Origin of the sequence: Synechococcus sp. PCC 7336, assembly GCF_000332275.1 — a bacterium.
Classification (GTDB): domain Bacteria; phylum Cyanobacteriota; class Cyanobacteriia; order Thermostichales; family PCC-7336; genus PCC-7336.
Genome location: NZ_CM001776.1, coordinates 2,314,043 through 2,328,424, shown reverse-complemented (window position 1 = coordinate 2,328,424; position 14,382 = coordinate 2,314,043). Strand labels below are relative to the sequence as shown.

Here is a 14,382-nt window from a genome sequence, read left to right as displayed (position 1 = left end):
AAGATTGAACCAGAAAATCAAATCGTCGACGATGTCGATACTAAAATTGCTGTGCAAAGTCAACTATTAACTCAATAAACATACAAAACATAGTGTTTTCTCTATTATTTTTGCATTTAAATTTAGCCCATATGTGTAGAATATCAGAGCTTGCAAAAATAGCAAGGAAATTTGTGATAGGATCTTTTACTCTATATATAAGGAAAGGTTATCGGGATAGGGAAAGCCTGTTTTGAGGAAAGGTAGTTGTGCAAAAGCAGAGGCCTAGCCTCGAGGGTGGCAGATTAGACCTCTTGCAAAAAAAATATGATAAGTTGATTGGCTGCCTGACACATGTCTAAGGTTTTGCCAGTTTCCTTGGGGGATTCGATCGCGAGGATGCCGGTGGCGGGGAGATTGCAGGAGCGGAATATATTTGTAGCCTATAAAGAATCTAAATAAGCAGATAAAAATTTAGCATGGTTTTTGTCGGAATTGATTCGTTTGGAATGTTAGATTTTACTATCAGCGCCTAATTATAGCTTTTTGTCAAAAACAAGAATCTAGCATGTCTTACCTGGTTGAATAAACAATTGCAGACAAGAGCGTAATATACTTAGAGTGCCTATCATTTTTGCAAAAACTCTGAAGCAGGGCTATTTTTAAATGAAATAGCCCTGATAATCCCGCTGCTGGTATCGAGTTTGGTCATCTTGACAAGGTGGCCTAGTTTGTTGCGCAAGTGTTACCCAAATTGGCAGATGCTTGAACCATGCTCTCATTTTTTACAAGATAACCACATAATTTTAAGTATTGAATAGAAATCAATTTATTTTTTGCCAAGGAACAACATCAACAATTTTCGGATTTAGCTCTAACTTCCTGGCAGGCTGTTCAACGTTATGAGTGACTATTCTTGTCATTAGTAGCCCTAGGATAAAACCTAAAAGCAATCCTATAAAAAGGGCATAGGCATGCGTATCTTCAAGGGTACAAAGCAAACGTCGATTGCTTCCATAGATATGGATAATCCAGCTAGTTTCAAGCTCAGAGCCCAATTCAGAGTCTAGTTTTCTCATGGTGCGATCTTTTCAGGATATAGAAATCTAGTACTGGATAAACCTTTCTTCTTGGATTCGAGGCAAGATCGTTGATGCCTAATCATAAAATCACTAAACTACCTTTACCCTCTGACTTCCTATTTCTACCTTCCTCCCCCTAATACGGACTTCCAGATTTACTATGCTGCACCGCTGTTAGGTCCTCGGATTGCAATGTCAACTGGGTGAAAGGGCGAGGATCCTGGAGCGAATCAGTTGGTACAATCACTGATTTTTATCTATCCTCAATGGGCGATAGATAGTCTTAGTTGCATAATAGTTCACGCCCATGGAGTTGTAAAATGGCAATCTCAAAACCAATTAATAAGTAAATCTGATTAATTGGTGGACATCCGGCACTGTCACGATAACGAATCTGGTTCTTGTATTTAGCTGCAATCCCCCTGCCCTCAACCCCACCAAACGGTCATTCTATGCCAGAGGGATGAGGGCTCTAAAGCTTGCTATGTCTACATTCTAGACCTCTCTGTCACCCCGGCAGGCAAAGGCTTTTTCGAGCGCTTCTGTTGCTTTCTCTTATTGTTGATACAGGAACTTGCGACTGACCTCGTGTTTGTCGGCGAGATGACTGACAGGTTCAGCTTGGGAGAGATCTCCACGGCCAAACGCTGGCGGATAGCTGGAGGCAAACTGGCTGCAACTGAAGGGACTTGGGTCATTCGTTGCGATCGCGCTGGGACATACCAACTGCCCAGTATCCAGACTCACGCTCCACCGATCGCAAACCTCACGGAAAGATTGCTGATTTCCTCGAAAAACACCCTCGGACTGTAACCCTCCGTTGAACCAGGCTCTGATGGGATTGGAGCGAGAAGGTGGCAGGTTAAAGCTGTAGCCAGAGTGACGGGGGTGATGGTGGGTTGGCAGTGGCGGCGATATGTGGGACTGGGGCTGGGGTTGGCCCTCTTGGCTGCTGTGGGATATTGGGTGACCCCTTCGCGGACTCCTGAATCCGAGATATTCGAACCGATTCCGCCCCTGCCGTTACCCCCCGATTTTCGCATTGCTTTTAATCAGGCCCGCTCTCATATTTATACCGATCCCTATCGAGGCATTCAGCGCTATGGAGACGATTTGGAGGCGTTTTTAGTCGAGGAGATTGCTCGCGCCCGCCACTCCATCGCCATTGCCGTTCAGGAGCTCAACTTACCGGGTGTTGCGCTGGCACTGGCCGAGCGGCAGCGAGCAGGTGTGGAGGTGCGACTGATTTTGGAGAATACCTATACCCGCACGTGGCAGGCTTTAACGCCTGCAGAGGTTGCTGGGTTAGACGATCGCGATCGCGATAAATATCGCGAGTACTGGCAGTTGGTGGATCTCGATCGCGATGGAGCACTGGAGCCAGAGGAGATAGCGCAGCGGGATGCACTGGCGATCGTGCAGCAGGCAGGGGTGCCCTGGATTGACGATCGCGCGGATGGGTCGCAGGGCAGCGGGTTGATGCATCACAAATTTTTGCTGGTGGATGGCCGCACGCTGGTGACGGGCTCGGCCAACTTTACCCTGAGCGGCATTCACGGAGATTTCGATCGCCCCGAGAGTCGCGGCAATGCCAATCATTTGCTGGCGATCGAGAGTGCTGAATTGGCGGCGGTGTTTTTAGCAGAGTTCGATTTGATGTGGGGGGATGGCCCGGGGGGAGCGACGGATAGTTTGTTTGGCGTTCGCAAGCCGGAGCGATCGCTGCAGCGGGTGCGAGTGGGGGCTGTGGAGATTAGGGTTCACTTTTCGCCGGGAGGGACAGCAACTGACTATGCGGATACCAGCGGCGGAGAGATTGTGCGGGCACTGTCTGAAGCAACAGAGTCGGTAGATTTAGCTTTGTTTGTGTTTAGCGATCGCGACATTGCCGCGCCGCTTTTGCGCCACCAACAGCAGCGAGGGATCGACATTCGAGGGGTATTCGATCGCAGCTTCGCCTATCGAGACTTCAGCCAAACCCTTGCCCTCTGGAATATTCGGACGGAGGCCAACTGCTCGTTGGAGCTAGCTCCGGCTTCTGCCAATGGAATTGGAGTTCCCCAACTGCCGCAAGGGGATAAATTGCATCACAAGTTTGCGATCGTCGATGCCGCTTTACCGGGGGCTAGCGTAATTTTAGGCTCCCACAACTGGAGTCGAGCTGCCAATCGCATTAATGACGAGACTTTACTTATCATCTCCTCTGCCGAAATCGCGGCTCACTTCTCGCGCGAGTTCGATCGCCTGTTTAGCGTCGCCCAGCTCGGTCCCCCTCAATTTTTATTGGCGAATGCTGCGCAGCCCGTCCGCTGTCTGACTCCACAACAGAGTCGCGTTGTCAATCTCAATACGGCTACTCCCGAGCAGTTGGAGGCTTTACCCGGCATTGGTCCGACATTAGCCCAGCGGATTGTTCGCGCTCGCCCGATTCGGTCTCGGTCGGATCTAGAGGCGATCGAGGGGATTGGGCCTGCAAAGTTGGCGGATTTGCGGGGACGGGTGGTGTGGTAATTCGGGCTTTAATCTGCCGAATACTGCTGGAACTCTTCCTCCTGCTCCTCAAGCGAATCTGTCGTCTTCGCCAAGCTGGCATTAAACGCCACCAAAAACGAGTCGGGCTCTGCCAAACTCATGACTAAGCGATTGCAGTCCACCTGAAATCCCAGTGGTCCTGCCAGACGGAGGAAAAGCGATCGCGGTGTGGCAACGGGAATGCCAATCACCTTCTCGGGGCTGGTAATGGGGGCGACCGTGCCTTGAAAATCGGTGTGGAGACCCAGTCCCATCAACCAATTCCAATTGTCTAGCCCCGCTCGGCCCAAATCTTGCAGGAGAAAACTTTCGTGAAAGAGATTTCCCTCGCGAATCAACAACTCGTGCTCGGTGATTTCGACATACGCTGTCGAGGGGGTGACGTCAAACAGGGATAGCATTGCGCGACTGACGGGATCGTCCGCAACCTGCATGGCAAAGCGCATGATGGGGGCTCCTAGAGTCTGGGTGAGGGCTCGGGCAGGAATAACTTCGGTCGAGCGGCAGGGGTGCAGGCCAGGATACGCCCGTGGCTGAGGGTGTAGAGGGCTGCAGCTTGAGTGCGAATGGCCTCGAACTCGTCTGACGCATCCAACACCACCAGACTAGCCGGACGACCCAGGGCGATTCCGTAGCGATCGTCAAGATTTAGGGTCTTGGCTCCGTTATGGGTCACCATATCCAAACAAGCTTTGACTTGTTCTCGACCAGTCATCTGACAGATATGAACGGCCATGTGGGCTACGTTCAGCATATTGCCAGTGCCCAGGCTGTACCAAGGATCGCGGATACAATCATGCCCCAATGAGACATTATTTCCCTGCTGCCAGAGTTCTTTGACTCGCGTGACTCCCCGCCGTTTGGGGTAGGTATCGGTGCGCCCCTGCAGGGTGATGTTGATCAGGGGGTTGGCCACACAGTTGAGTTGGGTGCGGCGGATCGAGCCGAGCAGTTTTTGGGCGTAACCGTTGTTATAGGAATGGAAGGCGGTGGTGTGACTGGCGGTGACGCGGCTGCCCAGATCGCGGCGCAGGGTTTGAGCCACCATCACTTCTAGAAAGCGGGATTGGTCGTCATCAATTTCGTCGCAATGGATATCGATGAGTTTGTCGTATTGTTCTGCCCAATCGAAGATCTGCTGGAGCGATCGCACTCCGTCTTCGCGGGTGAGTTCGTAGTGGGGGATGCCGCCGATCGCATCTGCGCCTAATTTCAAGGCCTCTTCCATCAGCTCGAGCTGTTGCGGGCTGCCATAGAGGCCATCTTGCGGAAAGGCCACCACCTGCAGGTTCATCCAATCTTTGACTTCCTCCCGCACGGCCAATAGCCCCTTGAGGGCGATCAAGCTCGATTCGCTCACATCAGCATGGGAACGGACGTGTAAGACGCCTTGGGCGGCTTGGGTTTTGAGGGTGGCGATCGCCCTTTGCTCGACATCTTCGATCGACAGTTTTTGCTTGCGATCGCGCCAGATTTCAATGCCTTCAAACAGGGTGCCACTTTCGTTCCAGCGGGGTTCGCCTGCGGTGTCTGCCGAGTCGAGGTGAATGTGGGATTCCACAAAGGGGGGGATAGCGAGGCGATCGCTGCAATCAATTTCTTCGCGGGCGGTGGCGTCGAGGCGGGGGGCGATGGCGGCAAAGGTTCCGGCGGCGATCGCGATGTCTTGAGGAACTGAATGGTCTTGCAATCGGGCGCGGCGCAGAATGAGGTCGAATGGGGGCACAAATGTCCTCTCTGACTCGAATGCCTCAAGCATGGCATGCCATTCGCTGGGCGATCGCCCACTGGAGCTTCAAAAGGCGATCGCCATCGATCGGCCCAATGGCTTGGAGGCATGAAATCTGCTCTAGAGCACTTCGGGCCCCGATTCCCCCGTACGAATGCGAATCGCTTGCTCCACAGAGGAAATAAAAATCTTGCCGTCCCCGATTGCCCCCGTGCGGGCTGCTTCGATCGCCATCTGCAATGCCTTATCGAACTTTTCGTCCGCCACTACAATCTCGACCCGCAACTTTTGCAAAAACTCTGTGGGTTGTCCCGTCTGGCTCTCTTGCCCGGTCGTCATGCCTCGCTGGCGACCGAACCCGCGCACTTCACTAATCGTCATACCGGCGACACCGATCTCCACCAGCGCATTTTTGACAGCTTCTAGACGAAACGGACGAATCACCGCCGAAATTTTTTTCAACGAACAGCCCTCTATATGGCAGCAGTTTGTTTTTGGTGTATCACTCAGTCTGAGAGTTAAATTGTAGCGATAGCTACTTTCCCACGGACAGATGTCGAAGGAGATACTCCATCGCGGACAAACGACAGGAACCCCTACAGATAAGTCAGTTCGACGGGGAATCCTCGCTCGAAAGATAGCCGACCTCAATCGTTTGTCTTAACTCTGATGCTGTCATTTCGTATCGTTCTTTCTCCGCTGGCTTCCGAGATCCGTCTGCGCTGAAAGGTAATGGACGCAATAGAAGATGCCTTTAGCCGCAAACTTTACCTCTGCGGGGGGAATCCATAGTTATAATGCAGAAAAGATTAACTTTTGTATCGTTCCTGTATCTTAGGGGAGATTTCCGCAGTCTGAACCTGTGGTTCCCTGCAAGATGCCTCCATCGTCCCCCCCCAAAACTGGCTCAATCAATAATGACTAAAGCTATCGATTTGCCATCTTCCTCTCCCTTCAAGATCCCCCGAACTTGGTCGATTGGCTTTGCTGCTGTGGCGGCGGTGGGAGCGATTTACTTGGGCTCGACGCTGTGGCGGCAACGGAGCGCGGGCTGGGATGTCAATGCCCTGACGGTGCCGGTGGAAGAACAGCCCATTGCCATTCGCATTACCGCCAGTGGCGCCATCCAACCCATCAGCAGTGTTAACTTGAGCCCCAAAAATGCAGGACTGATTGCCGAGCTGCTGGTGGAGCAGGGGGATGTGGTTGAGGCGGGGCAACCGATCGCCCGCATGGATGCCGAAGATATCAATGCCGACGTGGCTCGCGCTCTGGCTCAGGTGGATCGGGCCGCAGCCGAGTTAGACGAGGCCAGAGCGGGTAACCGTCCTGAAGAAATTGCCCAGGCTCGCGCCCGCGTCGCTCAAGCCGAAGCCCTCGAAATTGAGGCCGAGGCCCGGTTGGCACTGGCTCTAGATCGCCTAGAACGCAATCGATCGCTGGCAGCGGAGGGAGCGATCTCTCGGGACGAAATGGATGGGGTTGAGAATGAAGTCAATGTGACCCAAGCCACCTTGGCGTTGCAGCAAGCCAACCTGCAGGAGACTCGCGATGCCCTGAGCTTAAGTCAGCGGGGCAGTCGCGACGAAGACATTGCGGCAGCCGAGGCGGAGCTAGCTGAGGCACAAGCCCAGTTGCAATCGGCTCGGGTGCGTCAGGCAGATACGGTAGTGCGGGCTCCCTTTACCGGTACAATTACGCAGAAATTCGCCACGGTGGGTGCATTTGTGACGCCGACCACCTCGGCGTCCGATGCAGCATCGGCCACCTCGACGGCGATCGTGGCGCTGGCCGACGGATTGGAGGTGCTGGCGGAAGTTCCCGAAGTCGATATCGGCCAAATTCGGCTGGGTCAAACGGTGGAGATTTTAGCCGATGCCTATCCCGACGAGGTGTTTGAGGGGCAGGTCAAGCTGATTGCTCCAGAAGCGGTGGTGGAGCAAAATGTCACGTCATTTCAGGTGCGAGTCGATTTGGTCACTGGCCTGGATAAGCTGCTGTCGGGCATGAATGTGGATGCCACGTTTATTGGCGACGAGGTCCCGAATGGGTTGGTGGTGCCGACGGTGGCGATCGTGACGATTGATGGCAAGACAGGAGTATTGGTGCCGGAGGATGACAACAAGCCTCGCTTCCAACCGATTACGATTGGGTCTTCGGTGGGCAACGAAACGCAGATCTTGAGTGGCATTGAAGCGGGCGATCGCGTCTTTATCGATCTGCCCCCCGATGTCAATTTGGAAAACCTCAACTTCGGTCGCGATCGCGACAGCTAATTCGCTGACTTTGCAGGCTATTTCTTCTCAACTCCCTATCCCAGAAGTACTGTGCCATGAATCTCGCTGAAAGTTTCTCGATGTCGATCGCAACGCTGACGGCAAACAAGCTGCGCAGCACGCTGACCATGTTGGGGATTGTGATCGGCAATGCCTCGGTGATTGCGCTGGTGGGTTTGGGAGAAGGGGCGCAAAACTACGTCCAAAGCGAAATTGAAGGGTTAGGTCCCAATATCTTATTTGCGCTGCCGGGAAATACCGAATCGCAGCGGGCGGGCTTTAACCAACCCAAAACCCTCGTGCTAGCCGATGCTGTTGCGATCGCCGAACAGGTGCCCTCCGTCGTTGCCGTCGCCCCCGAATACAACACGCGCGGCGTCGTGTCGGTGGGCAATCGCAGTTCTAACACCACCATTGTCGGCACTACTGATGGGTTCCCGCTGGTGCGCAATTTCGACGTGGCTCGGGGGCGATTTGTCTCCGAGCTCGACCTACAACGCAACCGCCCAGTGGCGGTATTGGGCTCTGAATTAGCCGATCGCATGTTTGACGATCGCAATCCGTTGGGCACTCGCCTGCGCATCAACAATGTCAGCTTTGAAGTGATTGGCGTATTGGCAGGAAAAGGCTCTAGTGTTGGCCTCAACTACGATGAAGTGGCCTTGGTGCCGATTACGACGATGTCTAGTCGCTTAGTCGGACAGACTTCTCCTTTTGGCATCGAGCTGACCTATGTTTCGGCCTCGATTGCAGATGAAGAGAGCATGAGGGCGGCAGAGTTTCAAATCGCCAATCTATTGAGGCTGCGCCACAAGATTGTCAATGAAGATGATTTCGTCATCCGCAGCCAGAAAACCCTGCTGGCATTTACAGATACGGTCACGGGGGCACTGACATTGCTATTGGCGGCGATCGCCGGTATCTCGCTGTTTGTGGGGGGGATTGGCATTATGAATATCATGCTGGTGTCGGTGAAGGAGCGGACGCAGGAGATTGGCTTGCGCAAGGCGATTGGGGCGTCGCAGCAGGATATTTTGGTGCAATTTACGATTGAGTCCGTGCTGCTGGCGGTGATTGGCGGCGGCATCGGGGTGACGATTGGGGTCTCTGGCCTCGTGGCCATTGGTATTTTTGCCCCCTTCAATCCCGGTATTTCGCTGGTGGCGATCGCCGGTGCTGTTGGGGTATCCAGCGGCATCGGCCTGATCTTTGGCGTCATCCCCGCCCGTCAAGCTGCCAAGCTCGATCCCATTGTCGCGCTGCGAACGGCGTAGATATTGCTCTTCGCACCCGATCGACATCCTGCTCTTCGAACCTCGCTTGAGTTGCCACTATGTCTCACCCCGTCTCAATCTCTCAACCCGCCTCTCCACCGCCCATCCGACTCGAAGACGTTTCCAAGGTTTATGGTGCCGGCAATACAGAGGTGCGGGCACTATCGCACGTCAACTTAGAGATCCAGCAAGGGGAGTACTGCGCCATTATGGGGCCGTCGGGGTCTGGAAAGTCTACGGCGATGAATGTGATTGGCTGTTTGGATACGCCGACAGCGGGCAAGTATTACTTCGATGGGGCGGATGTGGCGAAGCTGGGCGATCCAGATTTAGCCCTGATTCGCAATCGCAAGATTGGATTTGTGTTTCAGCAGTTTCACTTGCTGCAGCAACTGACGGCGCTCGACAATGTGATGTTACCGATGATTTATGCGGGAGTTTCGCCAACGGAGCGGGCGGAACGGGCGACTGAGGCGCTGACGAAGGTGGGGTTGGCCGATCGCCTGCACAACAAACCCACGCAATTATCGGGGGGACAGCAGCAGCGGGTGGCGATCGCGCGAGCAATTGTGAATCAGCCGCTGTTGTTATTGGCGGACGAGCCGACGGGGGCGTTGGATAGCCACACGACGCTAGAGGTGATGGGGATTTTTGAAGAGCTGAATCGGGACGGCATTACGGTGGTGATGGTGACCCACGAGGCAGATGTGGCCCGCATGTCGCGGCGGGTGATTTGGTTTAAGGATGGCGAGGTGCTCGACGCTGCACTGGAGCCTCAGGATGTGGCTCGCATGATGGCGATCGGGGTGGGGTTAGGATAGCTGAGCGAGAGGGAGCTCCCTGTACAACAGACATGAGGTTTGTACAATTAAAATACCTGTATTGACGGGAGATTGATGCTTTCGACTTCTGAAATGAGTTACTCTGCCGTGCGCCAAACTCTGGCGGACGTGCTCGAACGGGCGACGCAGGATTTGACGGTCACGATCGTGCAGCGCCAGGGACACGAACCGGCTGCCATTATTTCTTGGGCTGAGTTGCAATCGATGCTGGAGAGTCTGCGCGCTCTGACTCCTCCTGCTAATGCGCAACGGTTGTTGGCTGCCTTGGCTCGCTCTCGAGAGGGCGAGTTCGCTGACTTCGATCTAGAGGGTCTCAGGACTCTGGCAAATGGCGAAGCAGAAGCCAAAGCCTAAACAGATCCAGTTCGTGCGGATCGTGCCCCGATTCGATCGGCAGTTTGTGGAAGACGTGGAATGGTGGGCCAAGTCCGATCGAAGAGTGGTGGGTCGGATTTTGGCTTTGGTGGAAAATATCATGCTGTCGCCGTTTGAGGGGATCGGTAAGCCCGAGCCGTTGAAATATATTGGCGCTGATGTTTGGTCCCGCCGCATCGCGCGCGAGCATCGGCTGGTGTATCGCGTCGCAGAGTGGGAGATTGTCTTTCTCAAGGCCCGACATCACTATGCTTAAAGCTCTCCCGGGATAGATCTGAGTTCGATGGCGCTGCATTGCCCTCACCCCCAGCCCCTCTCCCTGGGGAGCTATCCATTAGGCACAAGTCGATGGAGAGCTTACTGTGACTGGATTATAAACTGCAGTAGAGACTGAAGCAGTTGTAGCCGGAGGGAGAGAAACCATGCAAGATTGGGTCAGCCAAGAAATCAACCCGATCCACTTCGCCGATTTGCGACATGCAAAGCGGTTGGGGCAGATCGTCACAGACTTGAGTGAGCAGCCCACAGCGAGCGTGCCTCAGGCGAGTGGGAATGCCTCAGTGGCCCAAGGAACCTATCGATTTTGGGCCAACCCGAAGGTGAGCACGAGCAGCATTCTGGACAGTCATCGTGATGGAGTGGTCAGGCGGGCCCTCACGGGCAAGACGGTGCTGGCCATTCAAGACACAACGGATTTCGACTTCACCACTCACCCCCAGACCGAAGGGCTGGGCTTCATCAATCAAAGCCATCAACAGGGAATCAAAGTCCACAGTTGTTTTGCGGTGAGCGGCGAGGGAGAACCCTTAGGTCTGTTGAGTCAATTCATCTGGAATCGCAAACAGCGGCGCGGGAAGAAAGAAAAACGCTCAGTGACTCCCATCGAGCAAAAGGAAAGCTATCGCTGGATAGCAACTCTCGCAGCCGTAGAGCGAGAGCTCGCGGGCCAAGAGCAAGTGGTTCATATTGGCGATCGAGAAGCAGACATCTTCGAACTGTTTGCCCATCCCCGTGCGGACAACAGGGAGTTACTCATCCGCGCAAGGCACAATCGCAAACTTAGCCACGAGCTGGGCAAGTTCATCCCCACCCTCGAACAAGCCCCAGTCTTGGGAGCGATGAGCCTGCAAGTGCAGCGTAATCCCAAGCGAGCGGCCCGCATTGCCCAGTTGCAGGTGCGGGCGATGGCGGTGACGCTGGAGGTGCCATCGCATCACCTCAAAGCCGCGAGCTTAGAGCCCGTGCGCCTCAATGCCATCTTCGTGGAAGAAACCGTCCCCCCTGATGATGGCGCTCAGCCGATTCGCTGGTTTCTGCTGACCAGCTTGCCAGTTGAGAGCTTCGAGCAGGTCTGTCAGTGCATCCGCTGGTATAGCTACCGCTGGCTGATTGAGCGGTTTCACTTCACCCTCAAAAGTGGCTGTGGCATCGAACAGCTCCAACTGCAAAGCTATGAGCGCTTGCTCAAGGCTCTGGCAACCTACAACGTTGTAGCTTGGCGATTGATGTGGCTGACCTACCGCGCTCGACTCACCCCGCAAGCCTCCTGTGAGCTCGTTTTACAGCCTGCTGAATGGCGGCTGTTACGACGCAAGTTTGTGCCGAAAAGTCGCTCTCAAAAGCCACCCACTCTGCAACAGGCAATGCTGTGGATTGCTCGATTGGGAGGCTTCTTGGCTCGCAAGGGCGATGGCAACCCTGGATTGAAGACGCTTTGGCGAGGGCTGACCAAACTCCACCATTTGCTTGAAGGGGCTCAACTGGCTTCTCAAAGCTAGTGCCTGTCTATGGTTCAGCTACTTTTGCCTAATGGATAGCCCTGGGGAGAGGGGAGAAATAGTCGCAAATCTTGGCTAGATTTCGTTCCGCGAGAGCGATCGCCAAAGATTGCTCAATCCGAGGGGAGAAATAGTCGCAAATCTTGGCTAGATTTCGTTCCTCTGGCCCCAAAGTTATGGTTGATGCCACGCTTAGCGGGAGCGTAGGGGTAAGGGACAGACTCTGGTCGAGCTGACGTTGGATAGAGGGAATCCCCCACGCTCAAATCGGAAGTCTCTGTGAAGATTTCAGGCGATCGCAAGGCAGTCATAGCGCAGGGACGGCCAGGAATCCGTGGCTGTCGAGCGGGTTCTGACCAAGGCTATCTCCCAAGGGGCATCAGAGGTTCAGCCTGTCGGACTCTGGGCGAATAGAGGCGGCCAAAAGCTAGCTGCGATCTAACCCGCCATTCAGACGAGTCCATATCGATATGCCCCTGCAGGGGATGTTCGAGAGCGAACTCTTGAGGCACGATTCGTATAGCTCCGCAGTTTCGAGGCGAGTCGTACCTATTCGCTATCCACAGATATTCAAAGCATCGGGAATGGAGCTTTTCCCCAATGTCCTTCCACCCAACACTAGGTGTATGAACCGATTTGCAGTCGTTGTATCCTTTGCCGTCAATCTAGCGTTTTTCACCATCGGCGTTGCAGCCAGCTCGGCAACCCCTCAGGTCATCACGACCGTTGCTCCCATCACCAATATTGTCAGCAACATTGGAGGCGATCGCATCGAGGCGATCGGCATCGTTCCAGAAGGCGTCAATTCACATACCTTCGAGCCTCGCCCCTCCGACGTAGAACTGTTATCTGAGGCAGATCTGATTATTGCCAACGGCTTGTTTCTAGAGGAGCCGATTCTCAATCTGGCTAGGGCCTCCAAACCAGATGAGACAAAGATTGTCTTGCTGGGAGATGAAACCATCAGCCGAGACGAATGGGTGTTCGATTTCAGTTTCCCCGAGTCGGGGGGAAAGCCCAATCCGCATTTATGGGTAAACCCTCTATATGCCATGGCATACGCGGAATTAGTGGCAACAGCCTTACAAGAGCTCGATCCCTCCGGTCGGGACTATTATGCGCGCAACCTCAACCTCTATTTAGCCCAACTCGAAGCCCTAGATCGAGTGACCCGGGAGGTGGTGGCCTCTATTCCAGTTGAAAACCGGAAGTTGCTCACCTATCACGACTCTTGGGCTTACTGGGGTCGCGAATATGGCATTGAGATTTTGGGTGCAATTCAGCCGTCAGACTTGAGCGAACCTTCGGCTCGCGAAGTGGCTGAAATTGTCGATCGCGTGCGCGAAACCGGGGTTCCAGCCATTTTTGGCTCCGAGGTTTTTCCGAGTAGAATCGCCGCACAAATTGCCCGAGAAACGGGGGTAAAACTCGATAACACGAGCGATGACGACCTGCCGGGGGAAGGCAATGCCAATGCCGTACTGAATGACAATCCCGAGCATACCTATGTGGGCATGATGGCTGAAAACTTACGCATATTTGCTAAGAATTTGGGCGGCGATACCTCTGCGATCGAGCGATTGGATGTACGCAATCCGATCGAAGCAGTTCTGGTGGAGGTATTGCAAGAGCAATGATTCAAATGGCACTCGAGACCCACCAACTGGCTTGCAGTTATGCAGGCAAAACGATCTTCGATCGCGTCAACCTGTCTTTGTTCGCAGGACAGTTTGCGGCCCTCGTGGGTCCATCAGGAGCGGGCAAAACGACGCTGCTGAAGTCCCTCCTCGGTGCGATCCCCTGCCAGCAGGGAGCAATTACCATCGGCGGGCGAGCTGTCGAGTTCGGTCGAGTGGCTGGGGCTGTGGGCTACGTTCCCCAAGTGGAGACGATCGATTGGGCCTTTCCCGTGACGGCGGCAGAGGTGGTGATGATGGGCTGCTATCGTCCGGGGCGGTTTTTACCCTGGCCGAGTGCGAGCGATCGCCGTGTAGCCCAACAGTTGCTAGAGCGGATGGGGGTGGCAGATGTGGCTCGCCATCACATTGGCGCACTGTCTGGCGGCCAGTTGAAGCGAGTCTTTTTAGCTCGCGCTCTGGTGGGCGAGCCAGAGCTGGTCTTTTTGGACGAACCGGCTGCGGGGCTCGATCTAAAAGCCCAACACGAGATTTTGCATCTGCTAGCCGATCTCAACCGGCAGGGGTTGACGATTTTAATGAGCACCCACGACTTAAATTTGGTGGCTACTCACTTGCCCTGGGTCATTTGTTTCAATCACGGCGTTATCTGTCAGGGGCCGCCCGATCGAGTCCTCAATCCCGCAACTCTCGAAGCGACGTTCGGTGCAGAAATGATTGTGATTCGAGATGGCGATCGCGTCGTCATCGCCAACAAGCTCCTGTCCCTGCGGCACAAGCTGCAGCAAAATAGCCAACGACTAGATGCATTGAGGCGACAATCTCTTTCGGTCCCTTGAGAATCGATCGTTTGAAAGATTCTGTCTTGACTCATCCCA

Annotated in this window: 14 protein-coding genes; 10 read left to right on the top strand and 4 right to left on the bottom strand. The window is 54.2% G+C overall.

Translation table 11 applies throughout. From position 1 onward, the window contains the following. Positions 1–803: 803 nt before the first annotated feature. Positions 804–1,058, bottom strand: coding sequence for a hypothetical protein (locus SYN7336_RS11075; RefSeq protein ID WP_017326007.1), 255 nt, complete (start codon positions 1,056–1,058; stop codon positions 804–806). A 606-nt stretch (positions 1,059–1,664) separates the two neighbouring features. On the opposite strand from SYN7336_RS11075, the gene SYN7336_RS30810 reads away from it, so the two are divergent. Both SYN7336_RS30810 and SYN7336_RS11065 read left to right on the top strand, forming a co-directional pair. After that, positions 1,665–1,874 (top strand): hypothetical protein, encoded by a 210-nt coding sequence (locus SYN7336_RS30810; RefSeq protein ID WP_156820119.1) that lies wholly within the window; start codon positions 1,665–1,667, stop codon positions 1,872–1,874. A 66-nt stretch (positions 1,875–1,940) separates the two neighbouring features. Further along, positions 1,941–3,572, top strand: a complete 1,632-nt coding sequence (locus tag SYN7336_RS11065) for a phospholipase D-like domain-containing protein (RefSeq protein WP_017326005.1) — start codon at positions 1,941–1,943, stop codon at positions 3,570–3,572. 8 nt (positions 3,573–3,580) lie between these two features. Here the strand turns inward: SYN7336_RS11065 and SYN7336_RS25460 are convergent, their stop codons facing one another. The 3 genes from SYN7336_RS25460 to SYN7336_RS11045 form a co-directional block, all read right to left on the bottom strand. After that, complete coding sequence (locus tag SYN7336_RS25460; protein WP_017326004.1) at positions 3,581–4,039, bottom strand: hypothetical protein; 459 nt, start codon at positions 4,037–4,039, stop codon at positions 3,581–3,583. An 11-nt stretch (positions 4,040–4,050) separates the two neighbouring features. Further along, positions 4,051–5,319, bottom strand: coding sequence for a cytosine deaminase (gene codA, locus SYN7336_RS11055; RefSeq protein ID WP_227498640.1), 1,269 nt, complete (start codon positions 5,317–5,319; stop codon positions 4,051–4,053). A gap of 123 nt (positions 5,320–5,442) precedes the next feature. Next, positions 5,443–5,784 carry a P-II family nitrogen regulator gene (locus SYN7336_RS11045; protein ID WP_017326002.1) on the bottom strand — a complete coding sequence of 114 codons (342 nt, stop codon included), beginning with the start codon at positions 5,782–5,784 and terminating at the stop codon, positions 5,443–5,445. Between the two features lie 455 nt (positions 5,785–6,239). On the opposite strand from SYN7336_RS11045, the gene SYN7336_RS11040 reads away from it, so the two are divergent. The 8 genes from SYN7336_RS11040 to SYN7336_RS11005 all read left to right on the top strand — a co-directional run bounded on the left by SYN7336_RS11040 (position 6,240) and on the right by SYN7336_RS11005 (position 14,343). Further along, entirely contained in the window at positions 6,240–7,598 is a 1,359-nt protein-coding gene (locus tag SYN7336_RS11040; RefSeq protein ID WP_017326001.1) for an efflux RND transporter periplasmic adaptor subunit, read from the top strand. Between the two features lie 56 nt (positions 7,599–7,654). Continuing rightward, positions 7,655–8,872: an ABC transporter permease gene (locus SYN7336_RS11035; RefSeq protein ID WP_026100901.1), complete on the top strand. Its 1,218-nt coding sequence runs from the start codon at positions 7,655–7,657 to the stop codon at positions 8,870–8,872. A 59-nt stretch (positions 8,873–8,931) separates the two neighbouring features. Continuing rightward, positions 8,932–9,693, top strand: coding sequence for an ABC transporter ATP-binding protein (locus tag SYN7336_RS11030; protein WP_017325999.1), 762 nt, complete (start codon positions 8,932–8,934; stop codon positions 9,691–9,693). A 75-nt stretch (positions 9,694–9,768) separates the two neighbouring features. Next, complete coding sequence (locus SYN7336_RS25455) at positions 9,769–10,068, top strand: type II toxin-antitoxin system Phd/YefM family antitoxin (protein WP_071590771.1); 300 nt, start codon at positions 9,769–9,771, stop codon at positions 10,066–10,068. Next, positions 10,043–10,345, top strand: a complete 303-nt coding sequence (locus SYN7336_RS11020; protein WP_017325997.1) for a Txe/YoeB family addiction module toxin — start codon at positions 10,043–10,045, stop codon at positions 10,343–10,345. The genes SYN7336_RS25455 and SYN7336_RS11020 overlap by 26 nt, the downstream gene beginning before the upstream one ends. Positions 10,346–10,511: 166 nt before the next feature. After that, entirely contained in the window at positions 10,512–11,867 is a 1,356-nt protein-coding gene (locus tag SYN7336_RS11015) for an IS4 family transposase (RefSeq protein ID WP_017324427.1), read from the top strand. A 626-nt stretch (positions 11,868–12,493) separates the two neighbouring features. Further along, positions 12,494–13,504 carry a metal ABC transporter substrate-binding protein gene (locus tag SYN7336_RS11010; protein ID WP_017325996.1) on the top strand — a complete coding sequence of 337 codons (1,011 nt, stop codon included), beginning with the start codon at positions 12,494–12,496 and terminating at the stop codon, positions 13,502–13,504. A gap of 5 nt (positions 13,505–13,509) precedes the next feature. Continuing rightward, positions 13,510–14,343: a metal ABC transporter ATP-binding protein gene (locus SYN7336_RS11005; protein ID WP_051039911.1), complete on the top strand. Its 834-nt coding sequence runs from the start codon at positions 13,510–13,512 to the stop codon at positions 14,341–14,343. The last annotated feature ends 39 nt before the right edge of the window (positions 14,344–14,382 follow it).